Here is a 23,744-nt window from a genome sequence, read left to right as displayed (position 1 = left end):
CACGATGAGCACATTCACGTACGATCTTAACGCGCTGCCGGCCGCCGTCATGATTTATGACCGCGGGGAACGCCTGCAGGCCTGGAATCACAACGTGGCCCTGTTTTATCCGGTCATAACCCCGTGGCTGAAGGTGGGGACGACCCTTGAGGCGCTGGCGGAACGCTTTATCGATGCCGTTTACAACGTCGACCCCGGCCTGCGTCAGACGCTGAGGGAGTCAGTGGTACGCAACTGTCGACAGGATAAACACTGCGAAGTGCGGCAGGCAGGCCAGCGGCGGATCTTCGTTCAGCATCAGCGGCTTTCGGACGGCGGTATTGTCAGCCTGCACAGCGATATTACGGAGCTGGATGAAGCGCAGCGCGCGCGCCACCAGCTGCATGACGACTTTCTGCTGACGGCGGAATCCATTCATATCGGGATCTGGGACTGGCAGGTTTCCGGCGACACGCTCCAGGTGAACGACACTCTGCTTGCTATGCTGGGCCAGTCGCGCACACAGTGGCGATATCCGGTGCGGTTTTTGCTGAATCAGGTCCACGAGAACGATCGCGCAGCGCTGCGCAAGGCGCTGCACGCTTCGAAGCAGGATCACCGTCCGGTCTTTGAATGTGAAATTCGCGTACATCATCCTACCGAAGGACTGCGCTGGATGCTGCTGTCAGGCCAGGTGGTCACGCTCTCCATTGAGGGAAACGCCGAGCGCGTTATTGGCACGCTGCAGGATATTACGCGGCGCAAAGAGGCTGAAATTCAGGCGTTCGCCTCGGCCCTTGAGGCACAAAAAGCCAATGAGGCAAAAAGCGCGTTCCTGGCGAATATGAGCCATGAAATTCGTACCCCGATGAACGGCATTATTGGCATGACCCAGCTGTGCCTGGATACGTCTCTCAGTGCCGATCAGCGCGATTACCTGACGCTGGTGATGAGTTCTGCCCAGTCTCTGCTGCATATCATCAACGATATTCTCGACTTTTCCCGTATCGAAGCCGGCAAAGTAGAGCTGGAGACGGACCCTGTGCCTGTCCGCCCCTTTATTCAGTCGCTTATTCGTCCGCACATGCCGGGGGCGAGCGAAAAAGGCATCGAGCTGCTGGTTGATATTGCGCCCGACGTTCCCGACGTGCTGCTGGTCGACGGCGCGCGACTGCGCCAAATCCTGACCAATCTGCTGGGCAACGCGCTGAAATTTACGCATCAGGGAGAAGTGATCCTGGTTGTTGAGCCCGACGATAGCGCGGATCGATGGCGTTTTCGCGTGCGCGACAGCGGCATTGGCATACCGACAGATAAGCAGAAGGCCATTTTTGAAGCCTTTAGCCAGGCGGATAACTCAACCACACGCCGTTATGGCGGTACGGGGCTCGGTCTAACCATCTCTGCGCGACTGGTTGCGGCGATGGGGGGCGAATTAACGGTCTCCAGCGAGCCGGGAAAAGGCAGCGAATTTTCGTTCTCGCTGCCGCTGGTGGCACAGACCCTGGCGCCTGGCGAGCGCCCACATAGCCATCGCTTTAACGGTGACTCCGTGCTGGTAGTTGATGATAACGAGACCAATCTGCGGCTGCTGGCAGCAATGCTCAGCCAGATGGGGCTGAAACCCACCTGCGTCAACAACGCCAGCGAGGCCATCACCCGGGTTAAAGCTGGAACAGTATGGCCGCTGATCCTGCTGGACGCACAGATGCCGGATATGGACGGCGTGTCTCTGGCCCTTGAGCTTTCAGTTCTGCCGCAGGTTGCTGAGAGCCATATCATCATGCTGAGCTCCATGAGCCGACATTTTGATATCAATATGCTGAAGCGGATCGGGATCAAGAACTATCTGCATAAGCCTATCGCCCAGGATGAATTACATCAGGCGATTGCCGCCGCGTTTGAACGTTCGCCGGCGCCCGTGGGTGAAAGCACGCCCGCGCCTGTCGCCTCGCCAGGGGCTACGGGACTGCGGATCCTGCTGGCAGAAGATAATCTGGTTAACCAGAAGGTCGCCGCGCGCCTGCTTGAGCGGCTCGGGCACACCTGTCAGATCGTCGATAATGGCGTCTCGCTGCTGGAACGCTGGCGCGCGGGCGCGTGGGACGTTCTGCTGATCGACCTTCAGATGCCAGAGATGGACGGTGAGACCGCCATTCGCCTGCTGCGTGAAGAAGAACGGTCCCGGCCTGGCCCGGCTCAGCCCACCGTCGCCATGACCGCACACGCCATGCAGGGGGACAAAGAGCGCTGTCTTAACATGGGTTTCGACGGCTACATTGCCAAACCCATCAGCCAGGAGCGTCTCGCTGAAGAGATTGCTCGCGTGCTTCAGCGCCACGAAGATTCCTCCGGTCTTCCGGATGAAGCTCGCCTGCTGAAGCAGTGCGCTGACGATCCCGCCCTGGTGCAGGAGCTGCTGGCCCTGTTTGGCGAAGGGCTGGAGGAGGCCATGAAGGCCATCACCCGGGCTATCGACAGCGACGACCGCGACGCGCTGCGCCGCGCGGCCCACAAGCTACGGGGAGAAGCCGTCACCCTGGACTTCAGCACGCTCGCACAGCAGCTACAGGTGCTGGAAAGCGACGCGCATGCGCTGGATGGGCAACAGCTTGCGGCCCTGAATGAAAACCTTCGCCAGGAATCACGGCGCCTGACGGCATGGCTCACCGCGCGCGGGGTAAACGCATGATGACTCGCAACTGCGCGCTGCTTTTTGCCCTGTTGGCCACCCACACGGTGGCGAACTCTGCGCCGGTCAGCTGGTCTCTGGCTGGAGAATGGCAGGTTCAGGACGCAAATGACAGTGCGCATCCTGCTGCATCAGGCTGGCTCCCGCTTCAGGTTCCTGCCAACTGGTACAGCGCCGGGCACGATCACCAGGGCGCGCTGTGGTATAAGCACGCGTTTTCCCTGCCCGTGCAGCCCCCCGACGTAATGAGTACCCTGGTGTTTGACGGCGTCGATTATCTAGCAGAGGTGACGCTAAACGACCAGCCGCTGGGCAAGCATGAGGGCTATTTTCAGCGCTTTTCGCTGGATGCCCGTTCAGCGTTACAACGTCACAACCAGCTCGTGGTCAGGGTCGACAGCCCTTACGAAGATCCCACTAAGGTCTGGCCGCTGCATAAAACGCTCATGAAGGGGATCCTTAACCAGCATGACACGCGTCCCGGTGGGGCCTGGTCGCCGCAAGGACAGGACGCTAACTCAGGCGGCATCTGGGCGCCGGTGAGGCTGCATCTTAGCCGGGGCGCTACCCTTGATGAGACCATCCTGCGGCCCGACTGGACGCAGGGGCTGACTCGCCCGGCGTTAAAGGCGGAGATTCGCTATCGCGCGCTCGGTCAGGGCCCGGCGACCGTACGGCTCACCGCCACGCCCGCCAATTTCAGCGGCAAGCGCTATCAGGCTGATTTTCCGGTTACCCTCGAAAGCGGCGCCCATTTCGTGCAGGTGACGCTGCCCATGCCGAAGGCAAAACTGTGGTGGCCCGTCGGCACGGGGAAACCGCACCTGTATACCATTCGCGTGGCATTACGCGATGAAAACGGCCTGATGGATACGGCGGTCACCCGCACCGGGCTGCGTAAGATCGTCGAGCAGCCCGACAATAAGGGCTGGCTCATTAACGACAAACGCCTTTTCATTAAGGGAAGTAATTACATCGGTTCCCCCTGGCTCAGCACCATGACGCGAGAAAAATACCGTCGCGATCTTCGTCTGGTGGAAACCATGAACGCCAACGCCATACGCGTGCACGGACACGTTGCCGGACGTGCGCTGTATGACGTTGCCGATGAGATGGGCATGATGATCTGGCAGGATGTTCCGCTGCAGTGGGGCTACAACAACAGTGCGGCTTTCACGGAAAATGCGGTTCGCCAGACGCGGGAGATGATCGAACAGTTTGGCAATTCGCCCGCCATCATCGTCTGGGGCGGGCATAACGAACCGCCGTGGAATTCGCCGTGGATGGAAAAACGCTTCCCGGACTGGAATAAAGATTTGAATCGCGAGCTCACGCAGCAGGTAGCGGATACGCTTGCCGAAGATACCTCCCGCATCGTGCATCGCTTTTCCGCCGTTGAGGAGCATTACTGGGCGGGCTGGTACTTCGGCACCGTGAGCGACCTGCTGACGCCGGCCAAAACGGGGATCATCACCGAGTTTGGCGCGCAGGCGCTTCCCCGCTTATCGACGCTAAAAACCATCATCCCGGCGGCGTCGCTCTGGCCAAAAACGACCGCCGCTGACGATCCCGGCTGGACCGTCTGGAAATACCATAATTTTCAGCCTTTCCAGACCTTTAAGTTTGCCGGTATCCCGCGTGGAAACAACATTCAGGAAATGATCCGCAATACTCAGGCGTATCAGGCGCGGCTGGTGGCCACTGCGGCCGAGAGTTATCGCCGACAACGCTACCAGCCGGTGACGGCCCTGTTCCACTTCATGTTTGTGGAAACCTGGCCCTCCATCAACTGGGGCGTGGTGGACTACCTGCGTAAACCTAAGGCCGGGTTTTACGCGCTACAACGTGCGTACCAGCCTGTTCTGCCGTCCATTGAACCGGTCACTGCGCAGTGGAAATCCGGCACGGCGGCGACCGTGCGTCTGTGGGCCATCAACGACACCTGGAAACCGTGCAGCGAGTGTCGTCTGACCTGGCGCATCACCCAGCGCGATAAGGTGCTGGCAAAGGGCAAGATGACGATGACGATCGCAGCAGACTCGGGAACGATGGTTAAAACGCTGACGGCCACGCCCGCAGGCCAGGATGACGTGTCGATTGGGTTTACGATTAAAAACAGTGCGGGAAAAATTGTCGGCGAAAATCAGCGCACGGAGTCCGTCATAAAGTGAGCGAGGGGAAAAGGAAAATTGCCGCTTCCCCTGCTTTCTTGTACCCTTTCAGCGTTTACCCCAATCCCCTAAAAATCGAGACATCCGGACGCCTATGACTGCACATATTTCCAAAGATCCTTTGCATGGCGTAACGCTGGAGATGATGGTCAACGCCCTGGTGGCGAAATATGGCTGGAGCGAGTTGGGCGACCGCATCAAAATTAACTGTTTCAGAAAAGACCCCAGCGTTAAATCGAGCCTGAAATTTCTGCGCCGCACCCCGTGGGCGCGCGCGGAAGTGGAAGCCCTGTATCTGGACTCCCTCAACGATGAGGTAAGCACAGAACAGGCAGAGCCCGCCTTTAATCCCTGGGCCAACAGTCGGATTATCAAGAGCTAATACGCAAATGACGCGACACGTAAAACGGATTGGTGCGCTGGCTGCCTGCGCGCTTTTACTTGTGAGCTGCTCCTCAAAACCACCGAAATCGCTGGTTACCCCGCTCCCCACCGCGAGCAAACCGACGCCGCAGGCAAACGAGCCGATGCGCGGCATCTGGCTGGCGACCGTCTCGCGTCTCGACTGGCCGCCGGTCGCGTCGGTGAATGGCCGCAGCGCGGACCAGCGCATCGCGATGCAAAAGCAGGCGCTGATCGCAAAGCTCGACAACCTTAAGCACCTCGGCATCAACACGGTGTTTTTCCAGGTGAAGCCGGACAGCACGGCGCTCTGGTCATCAAAGATTCTACCGTGGTCGGATATGCTGACGGGCAACGTCGGCGAATATCCGGGATACGACCCGCTGCAGTTTATGCTCGATGAAGCGCACAAGCGCGGCATGAAGGTCCATGCCTGGTTCAACCCCTATCGCGTGTCGACCAACACGAAGCCGTCCACCATCGCCGCGCTAAACCGGACCGCCTATCAGACCCCGTCCAGCGTCTATGTTCAGCATCCGGAGTGGGTGCGCATCTCAGGCGACCGCTTTGTGCTCGACCCGGGCATTCCCGAGGTGCGGGACTGGATAACCAAAGTGGTGACCGAAGTGGTGGCGAACTACCCGGTAGACGGCGTGCAGTTTGATGATTACTTCTATGCCGAATCGCCGGGCTCCGCGCTGAATGATTCGCAGACCTGGCGGCAGTACGGCCAGGGATTTGCCTCAAAAGCCGACTGGCGAAGGCACAACACGCAGCAGCTGATCGTCCAGGTCTCCCGCGCGATCAAGCAGACAAAGCCCGACGTTGAGTTTGGCGTCAGCCCGGCGGGCGTGTGGCGTAACCGCTCCTTTGACCCGGCAGGCTCCGACACACGCGGCGCCGCGGCCTACGATGAATCCTTCGCCGATACGCGTCAGTGGGTGCAGCAGGGCCTGCTGGACTACATCGCGCCGCAGATTTACTGGCCCTTCGCGCGTGATGCCGCGCGCTACGACGTGCTGACCAAATGGTGGGCCGACGTCGTGAAGCCGACCCACACGCGCCTGTATATCGGCATTGCGTTCTACAAGGTAGGCGAGCCGTCGAGAAACGAGCCGGACTGGACGGTTCAGGGCGGCGTGCCGGAGCTGAAAAAGCAGCTCGATCTCAACGATTCGCTGCCCAACGTCAACGGCACCATCCTGTTCCGGGAAGATTACCTGAACCAGCCGCAGACCCAGCAGGCGGTAAACTACCTCCGTGGACGCTGGGGTAGCTAAGTAACGATCAGGCAGAAACGCCCGTTTCTGCCTGTTTTTTTACGGCTTCGGCCCGAACATCGCCTCGAGCTGCTGCGCATCCGGCATCCCCACCACCTGCTGCAGCTCGTTTTCCGCATTCAGATAATAAATAGCCGGTGTGGCGTTAGCGCCCAGGCTGTCCATCAGCGCCTGATGTTTCTGTAGGATCTCAACCGTTTCGCGGGAAGCCTCGCCTTCAGGCTTGGGCAGTTTTTTGCCGCCGGAGAGCTCGTATTCGCGCCAGGCCGCAACCGGATCTTTCGCATTCAGAATGGCGGCGGCGTTGCGTCCGCTGTTGGGGTTGAGGAACGCCACCAGCAGCGTATTGAGCTGCACCTTACCGGCCTTCACCCACGGCTGCGCCTCGGACCAGAACTGCTTGCAGTACGGACAGAACGGATCGGCAAAGACAAAGACCTTACGCGGGGCGTTATCCGCCCCTTCTTTCAGGGGATGCGCCGCGTTGAGGTTCTTCCACATTTCGCGTCCCATTGGGGCGTAGATCTCTTTCTGGAAATAGCCTTCGCTGAGGTTCTTCCCTTTGTCATCATAAAGATATCCCGAGATCACGTGCTTGCCGTCCGGCGTGAGAAAGAGCGTCACGCCCATATCCTGATACTGCCCAAGCCAGGCTGGCGCCCCGCCAGGCGCATCCAGCTTCTTGATGATTTTGATATTCTGCTGCTCGCTGAAGTGCTTCACCACATCCGGTATGGCTTCAGCCGCCTGTACCAGCCCTGACGTCGCCAGCGCCGAAAGTAACAGTAATTTTTTCATTTCCCTCTCCGGTTTGTCGGGGGCATTTCGCCCCCTTCAGGTTAGCGGTTTTTCAGTGCTTCACTGACCATTTCGTCGAACTGTTCGAACGGCACCCAGCCGGGCAGCAGCCCCTCGCCGATTAGCGTGGCGGGCGTGCCCTGGATCCCCATTTTTTCCGCCACAATGAGGCTGCGCCTGATCGTCAGAAAACTCTCCTCGTCCGGCGTCGTCACGCTCACGCCCGCCCGCCTCTGCGCCTCCTGAATGCTGGCGTCATCGTGGTACCCCTTTTTCGCCATCAGGGCATGGTTCAGCTTCATAAACTGCCCGGGATCTTTTCGCCAGAGCGTTAAGGCGTCTCGCGCGGCGGTCAGCGAACTTTCCGAGCGGAAAGGTAAAAACTTAAAGATCACCGCCACGTCCGGGTATTTTTCAACAATCTTCTCCAGATACGGATCGAATTTTTTACAGTACGGGCAGTTGTAGTCGGTAAACACCACCAGGGTGAGCTTTGGGTTTTTCGCGCCGATGCGCGGGGAGTTCGGATCGTTAAACAGGAAGTCAGCGATCATCTTCTGCGCACGCTGCTCCTGGTCCGCCGTCAGCGGCTGGGCAGCAAACACCTGAAGCGGGGTCAGCAGAAGCAGAAGCGTAATAAAGAGTTTTTTCATCATACCGTTAGCCTTTTGCATTGTTCAGGGTGGTGACCAGGGTGCGCTTGTCCAGCAGCGGCGAGAGGACTTCCCCTTCAGGCAGGCCGGGACCATACACCGCGTTAAACGGAATGGCGTAACGGTTTCGCTTCGCCAGAAAATCCGCGATAAACGCGGACGGCTGGCTCCAGTCTCCGCGCAGGGCCACCACGTCCGGCTGGCGCAGCGCGGCAATAACGTCCGGCTGACTGAGTACGCGGTGCTCGTTCACCTTACACGTCACGCACCAGTCCGCCGAGATATCTACAAACACCCGTTTCCCCTGCGCCAGCCCCTGCTCAATGGCCTCTTCACTGAGCGGCTGCCACGAGATGGTTTGCGCAACGTTTTGTGCCGGTGCGTCAGGCGGCGCGTTAAGCAGACCGCGCAGCTGATACCCGCCGAACGCCGACAGCGCGATGACCACCAGCCAGAACAAGGGTGAGGATTTTTGCCCCTTCAGCGCGAACAGCAACAGCGCAGCGGCAGTCAGCGCCAGCATCACGATCTGGCTGACCGCCTCGCCCAGATGCACGCTCAACAGCGTCGCCAGCCAGAGGCTGGAGGCCAGCATCATCATGCCGAGGATGACCTTGAGCGTGTTCATCCAGCGGCCGGGTTTCGGCAGCAGCATGGCCGTTTTCGGTACCAGGGCAACGAACAGCCACGGCAGACTCATGCCCACGCCGAGCATCAGGAAGATCAGCCACAGGGTGTGCAGCGGCGCGCCAAGGGCAAAGGCAACCGCCGTACCGAGGAACGGCGCGGAGCACGGCGTCGCCAGCAGCGTGGCGAACATTCCTTCGCAGAAGCTGCCACCGATCCCCGATCCCCCTGCCGTCGCCAGCCGTCCTGCGGCAGAAGAAGGGAGAAGCATTTCAAACGTCCCAAACAGGTTCAGCGCAAACAGGAAGGTCACGGCGACCATCAGGCCGATAAACCACGGGTTCTGGAACTGGATGCCCCACCCCAGCGACGCCCCGGCCAGCTTCAGCGCGGTGACCATCCCAGCCAGCAGCATAAAGGAGGTGAGGATCCCGGCGCTGGTGGCCAGAAAGCGCAGCCGGATGGCGCGGCTGTCCGATCCCGCCAGCAGGATGCTGTTAAGCTTCATGCCCATCACCGGCAGCACGCAGGGCATCAGGTTCAGGATCAGCCCGCCCAGCAGCGCAAAGAGCACCATTTTTCCCGTCCCGTCCGGCACGGAGGTCTCTTCGGGCGTTGTCCCAACGGTCATGGTGGTTTGCTGCGCCCGTTCGCCGTTGGTCAGCACAAACGACAGCCTTTTGCCTGCCAGCGAGGCAGGTTTATCGCCCCACTCGTCGGTCACGGGTACCGTCACCCGAAGGGTATTGCCGTCGTGTTTAATGACAGGCTCGCCGGGCAGAATATCGCCCTCCAGCGGGTCAAAATAGATCCCTGGATTGTCCCATTTCCCTTCCGTGGTGCCGGTAATCACCAGCTTGTCGCCGGAGAGCCAGGCGGAAAGATCCGACGACACGCCTGATGAGTCCGGCACGGCGCGCATCGCTTGCTCGAAGGCGCTGTGGAAGCCCTCATCCACCGGCTGGGTAAAATTGAGATGCAGCGGGTAGTCCGTCAGCAGACAGACGTTGCTGCAGGTAGAGAGCGTCAGCGTCCCGTCGAGCGTGTCGCCCTTCGCTCCGTCGAGCGTAATCGGGATCGTCACCTTATCGTGATAGCCCTGCGTGGTCATGCCGGAGATATCGAAGCGCGACGGCACCGGCCAGGACCAGCTGTCCGTTACGCCTTCCGGCCAGCTGATTTTCGGCGCGACGCCGCCCTCGCCCGGCGATCTCCAGTAGGTTTTCCAGCCGGGCTTTAGCTCAACGGTGAGCAGGCCTTTAACATGCGTTTGTTCCCTCTCCGCCTGAAAGCGGATGCGGGCGTGATCGTTTTGGGGGGAAACCAGCCAGCCGGTGTCCGCCGCATGGACAATGCCGATGCAGGACAGCCACAGGAAGACGAATCCCCTGAAGAGGTTAACCATGTTGTACTCCGTGAACAGTGAAAAATTATCGTGTGATGACGATGTTTTTCATTCACGGAAAACGCAGTTTTTAAGGTGTATTCGGGGAGGCGGCGCCTGAACGGGCTGTTCCACGGGAGCCAATGCCCGCCCTTGCGTCAACAGCTGCAGCAGCGCGAAGAAGATAATAATGGCCGGTAATGCACCGTCGAAGAACAGCGGCTGGGCGCAAAGCAGCGAGTGCGCGCCGAGCTGACACGGCGACGGGCCGGGTTGTTCAGTGCTGCTGGTTTGAGCCGGGGCATCTGCACTCAGTGAAATCTGCGGATCCAGTCCCTGTAAAAAATGGTTGAGCATCACCGCACGCTGCACGAGGCAAAGCGCCATCGCGAGACAGGTGATAATCAAAAGCCATTTTCCGAGGAGCTGACGGTTGCGCATAACATTCCAGAGTGACAAGACGCCCCGATCATAAACGATAGTGATGAATCTACAAGTGCCGGAAGTGTAAGGTTTTGTCTGTCGCCGCTATTCGCCCGTCAGCGCGTCATAGACGTCCCGCAGCCGCGTGCGCAGAAACAGCACCGCCTTGTGCTTGCGGGATAACAGCGCCTGTTCGCTGGCGCCGGTCTCCTCTGCCAGCATTTTAATGCTGTAGCCGTGGAGCTCGGTCTTTTCAAACGCCTCCCGCTGCGGCGGAGGAAGTTCAGACAGCGCCTGCCCCAGCTCTTCCCATAGCAGCGTCTTGAGGTACTCCTCCTCCGGCGTGTGCGGTACGCCGAACAGGGTTTCGGCCAGCTCGTCTTCCGGAAAACCGTCGTCATCTTCGCCCGTAAAATAGCCGGAGAGCGACACCTCGCGCTTTTTACGCGCCCGGTCGGTCATCTCGTTACGCGCCGCGCGGAACAGCCAGGCGGCGACGTTTTCGACCGGCTGCTCCACTTTCATCAGCTGATACGTCACTTCCTGCAAAATGTCGTCGGCATCATCGCGGACGGACGTCCGCCCGCGAATGAAGGCTTTCAGCCGGGCGCGACAGGCGTTGAGCGCCGACATCAGCATGGATCCGCCCGCCTCCCCGGCTTTCATCTCGCTCACTCTGCGTCCGGCGCTTTTGGCGTGGCGTCATCGCGTTTTTCGTCACGATGACCATGCCAGCCGCAGTGGCCGCGGCCGTGGCGACCGAACCCTTCGCGGCGCTGCTGAATAAACGCCTCGCGCTGCTCGGGCGTCATGTTCATCCAGCGTTCGTGCATCCGGCGGTGCGCGCCAAACATCCCCGGGCGGAACCCCAGCCCACCGAACAGAATGCGGCTCAGCACCAGAATGCCCAGCGCCTGCCAGAATCCGATGGCCTTAACGCCGAGGATGGCCGGGAGCAAGGCGTTCCACAGGGTCATCACCAGCAGGCCGAGCACGATGAAAATCACCGCGCCGATGACTAACCCCTTGCCCATACGGTGGCGACCAAATCCGCGTCCGTGACCTCTGCCGTGCAGTTCAAAATCTCTCATGGTGTTTACCTCGTTTACAGTAACTGATTATGGCTTGTGATGAGGTAGACGGATGAGGAAGGGAAATATTGCTGGGATGAATATAAATTTTTTTGTGATGCCGAATTTGGACTCATAGCGGTAACGGCTGGCGGATGCTATGAGTCGCTTGCAGGCAAATCACCGCGTATGAAGAATTCGCTTAACCAATGCGATAGCAATGACGGCCAGTATGATTGAAAACAATGCCAGGAAGATGAGCAAGGATAATAGTGGATTTAACAAGCCACCTAAACTAGTGAAGTCGCTGATACGGCCGAGTTGCTCGGACGTGCATACACGCAGAATGATCTCAGGGATAATAAGCAAAAATATAATTACGGTCAGGACATAAATCAGAGCACTCTTGCGCTTTCCCATTTTCGATGTTGCCCCTCAATTCATGTTGAGAATTAATTCTTCCAATGCGCGGTTCCGATTTCTGATTGCGCTGCGGTTTACGTTGCCGGTAAAAAACGAAGCTTTTTATTTCCTGAAGCCAATTATGCTGAATTCAGGCGAATCCTCAAAGCAGTTAAGCCATTGCAGGCGCTTGTCCATCGTTTAAGACCAGTTAAGCGCAATCTTATGCCTTATTTCCAGGATTTTATCTGCACACTCTGCCGCTGATAACACAGCGGTGTCCAATATGAGATGTTCTCTCTCCCAGGGTTCGTACTCACGGTTTTTTACCTGTCCCCAGTCAGGAGGCGTGAGCCCTGGGATATCAGAGACTCTGTTCTCTACGCGATAACGATGTTCTTTTTCGTCTGAGCAGACAATTTCAACTTCCAGGAAAGGGACATTCAACGACAGAGCAATATTGCGGAAAGCATCTCGCACAAGGTTAATATCATTAACGGAATCGGTCACAACGGTGGAGCCCAGCTTAAGGTTCTCACTCGCTAAACCATAGAGGGCAAAATATCCCTCCGGTCCAATTTTTTGACCAGGTTCCGAGACCGACCGAATGGCCTGCTCAACGGTATCAACCCGCAGATAAACAGCCCCCAGCCTTTGAGTAACGATTTTTGCAACAGTGCTTTTACCACTGCCGGGTAGCCCACTAAAAATAATTAACATAATTTTCCCTGGCGATAATTACTAGTAGATTCGTGCTGCCTGTAGAGACGTCCTGAATTATACAGAAAGGGTTACACCAGATACAAAAAAGGCTCCCCCAGGAGCCTCCTTCATACCATCAAGCCTGCACCGGCAAACTAAAACTCGAAATACTCCGCGATAGCTGCTGCGCCTGCTCTTCCAGCGAGGCCGCTGCCGCGGCGGACTGCTGCACCAGCGCGGCATTCTGCTGCGTCACGCCGTCCATCTCGGTCACCGCCTGCCCGACCTGGCTGATCCCGCGGCTCTGCTCTTCGGAGGCGACGGAGATCTGCTCCATCAGCGTATTTACTTTATTCACCGATGAAATAATCGAGTCAATCACCTCGCCGGAGCGGCTCACCAGCTCCGCACCATTTTTCACGCTGGATACCGACTGGGCAATCAGGCTTTCGATGTCCTTGGCCGCCACCGCGCTTTTCTGCGCCAGGGTGCGCACTTCACTGGCCACGACCGCAAAGCCGCGGCCCTGCGTGCCGGCGCGCGCCGCTTCAACCGCCGCGTTCAGCGCCAGGATGTTGGTCTGGAAGGCGATGCTGTTAATCACGCTGGTGATGTCTTCAATGCGCTTAGAGTTCGCCGCGATGGTATTCATCGTGTCGATCACTTCACGGGTTACCGCTTCACCGGTATGGGCATTTTTCACCGCGTCCTGAACCAGTTTCCCGGCCTGATACACATTATCGGTATTGTTCGCCACCGTCGCGCTCAGCTCTTCCATGCTGGCCGCCGTCTGGGTTAACGCCGAAGCCTGCTGCTCGGTGCGTGACGCCAGGTCGATATTCCCGGAGGCAATCTCCTGGGCTGCGTGCGTTACGGTATGGCTCGCATCGCGCACCTGGGCGATGGTCGCCAGCAGCGCCTGACGCATCTGCTCCATCGAGCCCATCAGATGGTCGATTTCGTTGCCTGTACTCCCCTTCACCGGCACTGGAATGTCCAGCTTGCCTGCCGCAATCTGGCTGCAGTGCTCGCGCGCCAGGTTGACCGGCGCAAAGACAAAGCGCTTCATCAGCAGGCTGACGGCGACAATCACCACCACAAACAGGCTGGCGATAGCGGCAATGATCGCCAGGCCAGAGACGAAGTTACTGCTCGCATCCTCGTTCAGGCTTTTGGCGTATTTCTGGTGGACGGAAAGCACCTGGTCGAGAACGATCTCGTACTGGCGGTCGAGGCGGGAGACTTCCGGGATCAGCGCGTTGAATTTGGCAACATCGTGCGCCTCGGCGGCGTCGATCAGCGGCGACAGCCCCTGGTTGCGGTAGTTTTGCCAGGCATCCTGATAGGCAGTCACCAGAGGCGCTTCATCACTCAGGCGCGGCGACGCCATAAAGGCCGCAAAGGCGTGGTCCGCTTTGGTCAGCGCCTCTTTCACGGCGGTAAGCTTTGCAGCGCCGTCCGCCGCGTTGCCCGCTTCCACCATCTTCACATACTCCATCACCCGCACGCGCAGCGTACGGCTGTGGTTGATGGGGTCAATAATGGACAGCACAACCTGGATCTCTTTGTTGACGTTATCCAGCGAATTATTACTTTTAATGATGAGGCCAACGCTGGTGACGGTGCTGACAACAAAGAAGAAAAGCAGCGAGAACAGGACAATCAGGGACGACTTTTTCAACGACATAAACCAATACCTCAAGGAGAATTATTCCTTATGGTTATCGGCCATTCCAAAACTTAAATTAATTAAAGTTATTGAAGTATCGAACCGGGCTATTTCGCTGACTTATAGCGTCGCTGCAGGGTGGCATTGAGCTTGCGCTGCAACGGCTGCGGCGTCTCCCCCTCGATTAATTTGCTAATCAAATCAAAGCAGTGCCACGCCAGCTGGCGGTTATCCTGACGAATGGTATCCACCGGGATCGTCAGCGAATCGTAGAGATAGTGATCGTCAAAACTGGCTAACCTGATATCGCTTTGCAGCAGGTTATGCTGGCCCATATAGCGCAGCACCCCTTCCAGCAGCCCGCAGGCGGCAGCGAAGAGCGCTTTCGGCGGACGCCCCAGGCGGGCGCAGAGTTCAGCAAACATCTCGTATCCGGAGCTCGGGTGATAGTTGCCGTGAATGATCCACTCGGGCCGCAGCGCCACACCGGCCTCACACAGCCCTTGCTTAAAGCCTTCCAGGCGGTCGCGCGTGGGCGACAGGCGGGGCTGGCCGCCGAGAAAGTAGAACTCATCAGGATGCTGGCGCGCAATGTCGGCCACCAGTTCGGTCGTCGGGGTAATGGAATCGGTGATCACCAGCGGCAGCGCGCTGTCGTTGATGTGGCGGTCAAACAGAACCACCGGCAGCTGCTCGCTCAGCTTATGGTAGTCCGCGTCGTTGAGCATGCTGGAGGCCACAATCAGCCCGTCCACCTGGCGCGCCACCATGTTGTTCACCACCACCGTCTCCTGCCCCGGGTTTTCATCGCTGCAGGAGATCAGCAGCTGAACGCCCGCCTCGCGGCACAGCGTTTCCAGCTCGTGAGAAAAGACGGCAAAACCGTAGTTGGTGATCTCCGGGACCACCAGACCAATGGTGTGGCTGCGGTTATCGCGCAGCGAGCGGGCGTGAATGCTGGGCTGATAGTGGTGCTCTTTTGCAATTGCCAGCACGCGCTCGCGCGTCTCTTCCGCCACGCGAAGCTCTTTGCTGCGACCGTTCAGGACCAGGCTGGCGGTGGCTTTTGACACACCCGCCAGCTCCGCGATGTCTTTAATGGTGACGCGTTTTGTTTTTCTCACAACGACTTAGATCCGGCTGCCAAAACCCTCATTCTATCATGCAGGCGCGCAGCGACCAGTAGCGTAATGTGATATCGGACGCACCTTCGAATCGCACCCGGGTCGGATGGTCAGGAAAATAGCGGCTGCTCATCACCCCTTCACCGTGATTGATGAAAATTTCAACGCTGGAACGGTCGCACAGGACGCGCAAATGACGGACGTCGCCCTGCCAGTAGCGGGTCAGCGTTTCACCGGTTTTCAGGCTCGCGCGTTCCAGGCGTATACCCTGCTCATCGAGCGTGAGACGCAGCGCACCGCCAAAATCGACATTCACATGCGATGCGCCCAGCTCAAACTCCAGGCGCGTCGCGTCCAGGTCTGGCGCGTCGCTGACGTGCCCCTGCCAGCGCTGCTCATCTTCACGCAGCGCCGTCAGCTCGCGCGCCGGGGTCTGCCAGAGCCTGCCGTCGCGATAGCGTAATTCGCGCGGGCAGGTCATCTGGTGCATCCAGCCGTGCGCCCGGGTTGGCTGAAGCATCTCTTCCCCGTCCGGTACGCCCATCCAGCCGATCAGAATGCGGCGTCCATCTTCCGCCAGCGCAGTTTGCGGCGCGTAAAACTCAAACCCCGCGTCCAGCTCGTGCAGCTCGCCGTGATCGAATGCGGCGCTGGCGTAATCAAACGCCCCGCTCATCCAGGTGGCCGGATAGGTATTGAGGTAGCGATGCGGCTCGCGCGCCAGCCCTTGCGGGCAGCAGATCAGGACGTGCGTCCCGTCGAGAGCAAACAGGTCCGGACACTCCCACATATACCCCGCGTCCGTCAGGCCGTTAACCCCGTGACCGGCGATCTCCCCGCAGGATGTCCAGCCGTGCAAATCGGCTGATTTAAACAGCAGCACCTTGCCGCGCTTTTGCACATCCTGCGCGCCGAGCACCATGTACCACTCCCCGTCGTGTTGCCACACCTTCGGGTCGCGCACGTGGCCGGTGTAGCCTTCCGGCAGCGCCAACACCGGCCCCAGCTTCGTAAAAGTTCCGTCCGGCTGTTCCACGGCCAGGCACTGCCAGGCCGTGCGGCTGCCGTCATCGAACTTAACGTTTCCGGTGTAGCACAGGGTCAGAACACCCTGGTTATCCACGGCGCTACCGGAGTAGCAGCCGTTGCGGTCATACGCTTCGTCAGGCATCAGCGCCAGCGGCTCATGCCGCCAGTGCACCAGGTCCGCAGAGCTCCAGTGCCCCCAGCATTTAAAGCGATGCTCGCAGTCCAGCGGGTTCCACTGATAGAACAGATGGTAGCGGCCGGCAAACCAGATAAACCCGTTCGGGTCGTTCATCAGCCCCGTCACCGGCGCGGGGTGCCACTGCGGATAGTGGCTATCCGCCAGCGCCCGTGGCTGACCTTTCATAACGGCCTGCAGGATCGCAGGCCAGCGGGAAGGCAACGTCATTATTCAGAGTCCGTTTTATATTTCAGCAGCAGTGAGACGGTAAACGCCACGCCGAAGGCAATCACCATGCCGATAATATAGTTGAGCAGCGAGCTGGCCTGCACGATGGCCATGCCCGGAATGGCGGTCAACCCAACGGCGGTCATGTAGACATGAACCGAGACCACCCAGGCCCCGCCCACCGCGCCGCCAATCAACGCGGCGATAAACGGCTTAACGAAGCGCAGGTTGATACCAAAAATGGCCGCTTCGGTGATGCCCAGCATCGCAGAAAACGCCGACGGTAAGGTAATGGCTTTGATTTTGGCATCTTTGGTTTTGAACCACACTGCCAGACAGGCGCCGCCCTGCGCCACGTTCGCCATGGCCCAGATAGGCAGCAGGAAGTTAACGCCAATCGACGGGTTACCCAGCAGCCCGGCTTCAATCGCGTGGAAACTGTGGTGAATACCGGTGATCACAATCACCGAGTAAAGCCCGCCGAACAGCAGCCCGGCCAGCCAGCCCGCGTGGGCGATCAGCGTGCTCAGAACGAAGGAGATGCCATCCCCTAAGGCGCGCCCCGCCGGACCGATAATCAGCAAGGCGATAAATCCGGAGATAACGACGGTGAGGAACGGCGTCAGGATCAGGTCTAACGCATCCGGGATCGCGCGGCGCAGGTTTTTCTCCACGATGCTCATAAACCAGACGGCCAGCAGCACCGGGAATACCGTACCCTGATAGCCAATCATCGCGATCTCAAGGCCGAAGAAGTTCATGGTGTGGAAGCCAGAGGCCACGCCCCAGGCGTTGGTCAGCGCCGGGTGGGTCAGAATCCCGCCCAGCGTCGCGCCGAGGTACGGGTTACCGCCAAATTCGCGCGCGGCGGTAAAGCCAATCAGAATAGGCAGAATGATAAACGCCGCCGAGCTGCACATGTCCAGCATGATGTAGATGGCGTTATCCGCATTGACCCAGCCGTAGGTTTTCACCATGCCGAGCAGACCCATCAGCAGACCGGATGCCACAATCGCGGGAATGATCGGCACAAAGATGTTGGAGAGCAGACGGGCAATGCGCTGGAACGGGTTGAGCTTGCGCGCCGCCAGGTCCGCGGCTTCCGATTTACTGGATTCGCTGATCCCCGCCGCCTGAATAAACGCGGCGTACACCTTGTTAACCACGCCCGTGCCAAAAATCACCTGCATCTGCCCGGCGTTACGGAAGCAGCCTTTCACGCCGTCGACCTTGCCGATAGCCTGCTGATCCGCCAGCGCGTCATCGACCAGCACCAGACGAAGACGCGTTGCGCAGTGCGCCGCGCTGGCGATATTTTCCTTGCCACCGAGCAGTGGAATAAGCTCGCGGGCGATTTGATTAAAATCCATAGATACCTCTGCCTGACTTCTTTTTATGATGTGCGAAACGCTCCCGCCAGGCGGGAGCGTGATGGGTTAAAACCAGGTTTCCATCTGGACCCCAAAGTTCCATTCCCCGCCGGCGTTGAAGCCGCTGCTGCCAAAGGCATCATCGCTGGCGTAATGATCCAGTTTGCTGCTCCAGTCCATCCAGGTGGCAAACAGGCGCAGCTCCGGACGGCTGAAGAAATCGCCGATTTTGCTCGCTTTTAACGTTGGCGCAAAGGTCAGCTTGTAGAAACTGCCGTTCACGGCGTTGCGGTCCTTATAACCTTCCGGATTTAAATCCATGTACTGATAGCTTCCCTCAAACGCCAGCGCGAAGTTCTGCGTCACCTCTTTAATCAGGCGAGTGTTGAGCGTTACCCACTCATAGCTATCGCCCTTGACGTAGCGATCTTTACTGCTCTGTGCCAGTACGGCTGGCGCAACGCTCCAGCCACCGCCGATCGGCGTGACGCCGTAACTTGCGAAGCGCCAGGTATCCGCCTCAGACAGCAGTGCGCCGTCGGAGCCGATGCTTTTCACCTCCGCACCCAGCCCGTGACCATAAAGCAGCGCCGTTTTGGCGGTCCCTTCGCGCAGGCCGTAGAAGCTGTCATTATGCAAGCCCACCAGGGCATGAACGCCGGTATTGGCGGCATCCGTTTTGATGAGATCGCCATTGGTATCTTTACGGTCGTCGTTATCTTTCGCCCGCAGGCCGCTCACCATCAGCTGGAACGGGCCGGCGAAGTGGTTCATGCTGAGGATATAGTTCTGAACGTTGTTGTCGGTCTGCTCCACGCTGCCGAAGTTGCGGCCATAAATCGAGAAGTTGCTGCGCAGCGAATCGTTCCATTTCACGTCATAGACGCCGCCGCCGGTACCGGCGAGGAACACCACGTCGGAATCCAGCCAGTGAATGTCAAAGTTGTCGCGGTCAAAGCGTTTACCCGCCCAGAAGGTGCTGCCCTTCAGCGCGCCGGTAAAATCAGGCAGGTTGCCCAGCTCCGCGAAAGCCTGGCGAATATTGAGATCGCTGGTATCGGCTGACCAGTCGTTATAGGTTCTCTGACCGTCGGCCAGCATCGCTTTAAAGCGTGTGGTTGCCCCGTTGTCCAGGGTTTGCTTGTGCTCCAGATTCAGCTCCACGTAGGTATCGGCTTCGTTACCCAGACGCCCTACCGCACCGCCGGTTTCACCGGCCGGGGTCAGATAAGGACCGCTTTTGCTGCTGGAGGCCGCATCGTTCATCAGCAGGCCAGAACGGGCATAGCCGTGGAACTCAAACCCGCCGGTCTGATCCGCCTTCTTCTCCAGCGCGGTGGTGCGCTGCGCCACCTCCTGGGTTGTCGTTTGCGCCTGCTGCTGGGCGGCAACCAGCTGCTGCGTTTTTTGTTCTGCATCGGTGGCGCGCTTCTCAGCCACCTGCGCACGCGTTTCCGCCGCCTGGAGGCGCTGCTCCATTGCGGCAAGACGCGCTTCGATACTTGTCATATCCGTTTGGGCAAAAACAGAGGTACTTCCGGCCAGCATGCCTATCATCACGGCAAGTCTGCGTTTTTTATACATTTTGTCGCATCCCTAAAAGAAGTCATTAAACGTGCTAAATTGCTAAACCGGTTTAGGTTGCTGATACTAAACCTCTGGATTTTGGATCGGCAATCTTTTTTGCTAAACCGATTTAGTAAGTGTGATCGAGGCGACAATTCAGGCCGCCGGATGGCGGCCAGGAGAGGAGAAATTACAGGTCGTGCTGCCAGGGCAACGCGGTCATCGCCCCTTTGGCCGTGGTGGCCAGCGCGCCGCAGCGCTGGGCGAGCGCGATAACCGGTGGCAGCGCCTGACCGTCGGCCAGGCCGTAGAGTAGCCCCGCGACGAAGGCGTCGCCCGCGCCGGTTGTATCGACACACTGAACGGGGGTGGCCGGATAATGTTTCACAGTGCCCTCATGCCAGGCGATCACCCCCTCTTTACCCTGGGTGACCAGCACCAGACGCGCCGGGCAGCGCGCCATCAGCGTGTCCAGACCGACGTTTACCTGCACATCTCCGGTTAAAAACGCCAGCTCTTCGACAGAGAGTTTCACCACGTCTGCACTCTGCAGGGCCTGCTCCAGGCAGCGACGCAGTTCGTTCTCATCCTGCCAGAGGTCCGGGCGAATATTGGGGTCGAAACTGACGTAACCGCCCGCCTCCCGGATGGCGGCCATCGCCTGAAAGGTCGCAGAACGGCTCGGCTCGGCGCTTAAGGCGATGGAGCAGACGTGCAGCCACTCTCCGGCGCTGAACGTCGGCAGATCGGCAGATTCCAGAAACAGATCGGCGCTCGGGCGCACCATAAAGGTAAACGAGCGTTCGCCGTGGTCATCCAGATCGACCACCACCGTTGAGGTGCGGTGCGCCGGGTCAAGGCGCATATACTTCACGTCGACCCGCTCGTCGGCTAATGTCTTAGACATAAAACGCCCAAAAGGATCGTCGCCAACCCTGCCGATAAAGGCGCTCTGGCCGCCCAGCCGGGCAATGCCGACCGCGACGTTTGCCGGTGCGCCGCCGGGACACTGCAGTAATCTGCCTTCTCCATCGGGCAGCAAATCCACTACCGCATCGCCAAGTACCCAGATTTTTTTCATGTAACCCTCTCAGCTAAACTATGTTAAACCGTTTTAGCTATTTAAGCACAGGCTGGGCAAAGGGGAAATAACGGGAGGGAAAATTGACTTAACGCACCATGTGCGGCCAGTGGATATCACCGACGCCATTAATCTGCGGACGGGCAAACAGAAAGCCCTGGAAGCGGCGGATCCCGGCAGATTCAAGCCAGCACCACTCTTCTATTTTCTCGATGCCTTCGGCTACCAGGGTAATTTCAAGATCGGAGCAACAGCTGACGATGGAGCGCACAATCGCCTGCTTCGGACCGCTGAGGTGAATGTTGCTGACAATTTCCCGGTCGATTTTAATTTTATCCGGCTGGAACCGGGTCAGCAGCGAAAGTCCGGCATAGCCCGAGCCAAAATCATCGATCGCCAGGCCAATCCCCTCACCGCGAAGCTGCTTAATGGCGCTATTAAACTGGTTGAACCCGGAGATCATCTCGTTTTCCGTGACTTCAATGACCACCTGCTCCGGCTGAAGCCCATGTTGTTTAATCTGATCGACCAGAAATTCCACTGCGCCGGGGACATTCACCAGCGACATGGGCAGCAGGTTTACCGCGATTTTATGGCTGCCAATGCCCAGCTTTTCCGCCAGCGCAAAGGCATACGCTTTCGTCTGGAGATCAACTTCGTAGACGTTGTCCGGGTCGACAGTGCTGAAGAAATGCTCCGGGCTGCCGCCGTCGTTGCCGCGGATAAGGGCCTCAAGGGAGCTGATCTTCCCTTCCGAGGGCTCGACAATAGGCTGCAGCGCAAACTGGCAGGTTTGTCCGGTAAACAGGCCCAGATGTTCGCCAAAGGGTAACGCCTCAGGTGAAAGCGTCCATTTTTCAGGGGTGTAGCGCGCGCCCGACGGGGCCGGACGTTTGCCCATGATAAACGTCTGAATAAATTTGAACACCCGATCGTCAGAGGTGAGATAGCTGTCCAGCTTGCTGTAATGCAGGACCGACTGCAGCACCTCTTTCGGCGACTGCGTCTGCAGATCGAACAGCAGCATCCCGACGTTTTCGAATCGTCTGCGCGGGCCATAATCCCGCATCAGTTCAACCACCCCGCTGTGCCGCTTGTCCTCACGGATGGTGTGGAACAGTTTGACCACACTCTCTTCCGACCCTTCGAGGATTTGCAGAACGTCATTCCCTTTTGCCAGGAGGACACCTGTGATATCCAGTTTTGTGTTGCGGCCCCTGGCGCGATCCACCAGCTCCCGCAGTTCGGTGGACGGGCGGGATAAATTCAACTGGCTTCGGTAAATCAGAGTCGTCAGCACAAAAGTGGGTTCCGATGAGAGAGAGGTGCCTTGAAGCTATTATTTAACATACTTAATCAGTGCGACCTAACATATTCACGCCACAAGAGAACGTTACTTTTTCGCGTCCCCGATCCGGCTGTTAATCCTCTCCTGCATGTAGTCGTAAAACGGGTTCGAGGTGACCCGCATCAGCGCCTCTTTTCCAACGCTCAATACAGACGTTTCGCCCCAGAGCGCAATCGTCCCCAGGCTGATGCCATAGCGGTTTTTCACCCCAGGCTCGCGACCATAGAGATCGTCATCCGGCGGGAACGGCACGGCAACGTGCGACAGGGAATAGACATCCTGCGGCCAGGCCTGCGTAAGCGGCACGACCGTCTCGCGGGTGCTGCCTGCCGGAGTTGTTTTCGCTACCGCCGAGAAACTGTGCTCGTCCGCATTGGTGATAACCGTGACACCGTAACGTCTCTGCGCAACCGGCAGCAGCGCCGTGGTGGCCGTCCATGATGACGGTTTAAAGAGCGGACGGAAGCTCGCCGCCTGGTTGATATCGAACATCACCAGCTCGCTGCCGTTTGCCGGAAGCTGGTCAAACAGGCCACTGACCACCGCGCGGGTACTGACCGTGGAGTCCATCACCGACTGGAACGCCAGCACCGGCGGCAAATTTGCCAGCCTGTTTTCCCGCGCCGCGCGGCCAATCTGCTCCTGCAGGGCCTTCGTCAGCAGCCACGACTGGCGGGCGGCGTTTACCGGGAACGAATTGTATTTATACGGATTATATTCCGGGGAGATATTCAGCCAGGCCGCTTTGGCAAACGGCGGCAGCAGCGCCGGTAGCCCGGCGAAACCGGCGAACCGCGCAAAGGACGTCACGCCAATCATCGGTGAGAGCAGGATCACCTGCTGCGGTTTACGCAGCGCAGGCGCGTCCAGCGCATCGAGGGCATATTTCATCGCCAGCGCCCCGCCGTTGGAGTAGCCCACCAGATGCAGAGGCACAGCCTCACCCGCCAGGCGCGTGGCTTCCCGTACGGCAAGGCGCGTGGCCGCCAGCCACATTTCCCAGTCCACGTCCGTCAGCGCACCGGGCGCGGTGCCGTGTCCGGGAAGACGCGGGACCACGGCCACAAAGCCGTGCTGCTGATAGTTCACGGCAAGGCGCCTGACGCTGTAGGGCGAATCCGTCAGCCCGTGCAGCAGCACCACCGCGCCGCGGGGCTTTCCGGCTGGCATCAGCACAAAGGAGCGGTTGGCATCGGGGGCAAACTGACCGGGCCACACCAGGCTCTGGCGGTAATAGCGGTTTAACGGGGTTTGTTCCTCGCCCGCTGTTTTCGCCGTCACCGCGTTATCCAGATCGGTGAAAATCGCCCTTTCCCGGGCGAGGTACCCGGCGAAATCGGCGTTATCCAGCTCGCGAACGGACATCTCATCTGCCCGCCAGGTGTGCCACAGGTGCAGTTCCGGCCCCTGCTGCGAAAGATACACCCGCACCGCCAGCAGGACGACCAGGACGATCCCCACGACCATTCCTGTTTTCTTTGCAAGCGCGATCAGGCGCACGCTGACTCGCCAGGGCAAATTCGCCATGAGGGATCCCTTTTATGTTCTCAGTGCTTCTATCTTATCAA

General features: G+C 58.7%; 19 protein-coding genes. 4 read left to right on the top strand and 15 right to left on the bottom strand.

Features of this window, described 5'->3' with window-relative positions:
* Positions 1 to 4: 4 nt before the first annotated feature.
* The 4 genes from ACDO57_RS05455 (at position 5) to ACDO57_RS05440 (ending at position 6,524) form a co-directional block, all read left to right on the top strand.
* The gene (locus ACDO57_RS05455; protein ID WP_370883630.1) at positions 5 to 2,671 is read left to right on the top strand and encodes a response regulator; all 2,667 of its coding nucleotides are present in this window, start codon (positions 5 to 7) and stop codon (positions 2,669 to 2,671) included.
* The gene (locus ACDO57_RS05450) at positions 2,671 to 4,842 is read left to right on the top strand and encodes a glycoside hydrolase family 2 TIM barrel-domain containing protein (RefSeq protein ID WP_370884109.1); all 2,172 of its coding nucleotides are present in this window, start codon (positions 2,671 to 2,673) and stop codon (positions 4,840 to 4,842) included. Before ACDO57_RS05455 ends, ACDO57_RS05450 begins: the two co-directional genes overlap by 1 nt.
* Before the next feature lie 94 nt (positions 4,843 to 4,936).
* Positions 4,937 to 5,224 (top strand): VF530 family DNA-binding protein, encoded by a 288-nt coding sequence (locus ACDO57_RS05445; RefSeq protein ID WP_045399853.1) that lies wholly within the window; start codon positions 4,937 to 4,939, stop codon positions 5,222 to 5,224.
* Positions 5,225 to 5,231: 7 nt separating this feature from the next.
* Positions 5,232 to 6,524 (top strand): glycoside hydrolase family 10 protein, encoded by a 1,293-nt coding sequence (locus ACDO57_RS05440; protein WP_090416872.1) that lies wholly within the window; start codon positions 5,232 to 5,234, stop codon positions 6,522 to 6,524.
* A gap of 39 nt (positions 6,525 to 6,563) precedes the next feature.
* Here ACDO57_RS05440 and dsbG read toward each other — a convergent pair whose 3' ends face one another.
* From dsbG to ACDO57_RS05365, 15 genes are all read right to left on the bottom strand, one after another.
* The gene (dsbG, locus tag ACDO57_RS05435; RefSeq protein WP_090416870.1) at positions 6,564 to 7,322 is read right to left on the bottom strand and encodes a thiol:disulfide interchange protein DsbG; all 759 of its coding nucleotides are present in this window, start codon (positions 7,320 to 7,322) and stop codon (positions 6,564 to 6,566) included.
* A 41-nt stretch (positions 7,323 to 7,363) separates the two neighbouring features.
* Positions 7,364 to 7,975, bottom strand: a complete 612-nt coding sequence (locus ACDO57_RS05430; RefSeq protein WP_090418172.1) for a DsbA family protein — start codon at positions 7,973 to 7,975, stop codon at positions 7,364 to 7,366.
* A 7-nt stretch (positions 7,976 to 7,982) separates the two neighbouring features.
* Positions 7,983 to 10,007: a protein-disulfide reductase DsbD gene (locus ACDO57_RS05425; protein ID WP_090416868.1), complete on the bottom strand. Its 2,025-nt coding sequence runs from the start codon at positions 10,005 to 10,007 to the stop codon at positions 7,983 to 7,985.
* 48 nt (positions 10,008 to 10,055) lie between these two features.
* Positions 10,056 to 10,427, bottom strand: coding sequence for a hypothetical protein (locus tag ACDO57_RS05420; RefSeq protein ID WP_048992352.1), 372 nt, complete (start codon positions 10,425 to 10,427; stop codon positions 10,056 to 10,058).
* 87 nt (positions 10,428 to 10,514) lie between these two features.
* Positions 10,515 to 11,075 (bottom strand): RNA polymerase sigma factor, encoded by a 561-nt coding sequence (locus tag ACDO57_RS05415; protein WP_023327516.1) that lies wholly within the window; start codon positions 11,073 to 11,075, stop codon positions 10,515 to 10,517.
* 5 nt (positions 11,076 to 11,080) lie between these two features.
* Positions 11,081 to 11,500 carry a hypothetical protein gene (locus ACDO57_RS05410; protein WP_061715087.1) on the bottom strand — a complete coding sequence of 140 codons (420 nt, stop codon included), beginning with the start codon at positions 11,498 to 11,500 and terminating at the stop codon, positions 11,081 to 11,083.
* Positions 11,501 to 12,082: 582 nt separating this feature from the next.
* Positions 12,083 to 12,601, bottom strand: coding sequence for an AAA family ATPase (locus ACDO57_RS05405; protein ID WP_024909530.1), 519 nt, complete (start codon positions 12,599 to 12,601; stop codon positions 12,083 to 12,085).
* A 118-nt stretch (positions 12,602 to 12,719) separates the two neighbouring features.
* Positions 12,720 to 14,270, bottom strand: coding sequence for a methyl-accepting chemotaxis protein (locus ACDO57_RS05400; RefSeq protein ID WP_090416861.1), 1,551 nt, complete (start codon positions 14,268 to 14,270; stop codon positions 12,720 to 12,722).
* 89 nt (positions 14,271 to 14,359) lie between these two features.
* Positions 14,360 to 15,376 (bottom strand): LacI family DNA-binding transcriptional regulator, encoded by a 1,017-nt coding sequence (locus ACDO57_RS05395; protein ID WP_262763662.1) that lies wholly within the window; start codon positions 15,374 to 15,376, stop codon positions 14,360 to 14,362.
* A 28-nt stretch (positions 15,377 to 15,404) separates the two neighbouring features.
* Positions 15,405 to 16,811, bottom strand: coding sequence for a sucrose-6-phosphate hydrolase (locus tag ACDO57_RS05390; RefSeq protein WP_370883629.1), 1,407 nt, complete (start codon positions 16,809 to 16,811; stop codon positions 15,405 to 15,407).
* Complete coding sequence (locus ACDO57_RS05385) at positions 16,811 to 18,181, bottom strand: sucrose-specific PTS transporter subunit IIBC (RefSeq protein WP_024909534.1); 1,371 nt, start codon at positions 18,179 to 18,181, stop codon at positions 16,811 to 16,813. The genes ACDO57_RS05390 and ACDO57_RS05385 overlap by 1 nt, the downstream gene beginning before the upstream one ends.
* A 66-nt stretch (positions 18,182 to 18,247) precedes the next feature.
* Positions 18,248 to 19,765: a carbohydrate porin gene (locus tag ACDO57_RS05380; RefSeq protein ID WP_024909535.1), complete on the bottom strand. Its 1,518-nt coding sequence runs from the start codon at positions 19,763 to 19,765 to the stop codon at positions 18,248 to 18,250.
* A 172-nt stretch (positions 19,766 to 19,937) separates the two neighbouring features.
* Positions 19,938 to 20,828, bottom strand: a complete 891-nt coding sequence (locus ACDO57_RS05375; protein WP_061715084.1) for an aminoimidazole riboside kinase — start codon at positions 20,826 to 20,828, stop codon at positions 19,938 to 19,940.
* An 88-nt stretch (positions 20,829 to 20,916) separates the two neighbouring features.
* Positions 20,917 to 22,128 (bottom strand): diguanylate phosphodiesterase, encoded by a 1,212-nt coding sequence (locus ACDO57_RS05370; protein ID WP_370883628.1) that lies wholly within the window; start codon positions 22,126 to 22,128, stop codon positions 20,917 to 20,919.
* A 93-nt stretch (positions 22,129 to 22,221) separates the two neighbouring features.
* On the bottom strand, positions 22,222 to 23,703 hold the full coding sequence (locus ACDO57_RS05365) for an alpha/beta hydrolase (RefSeq protein WP_370883627.1): 1,482 nt from the start codon (positions 23,701 to 23,703) through the stop codon (positions 22,222 to 22,224).
* Positions 23,704 to 23,744 lie beyond the last annotated feature (41 nt).

The sequence above is a fragment of the Enterobacter cloacae complex sp. 2015409 genome, assembly GCF_041365315.1.
GTDB lineage: Bacteria > Pseudomonadota > Gammaproteobacteria > Enterobacterales > Enterobacteriaceae > Enterobacter > Enterobacter pseudoroggenkampii.
This window is presented reverse-complemented; position numbering and strand designations above follow the sequence as displayed.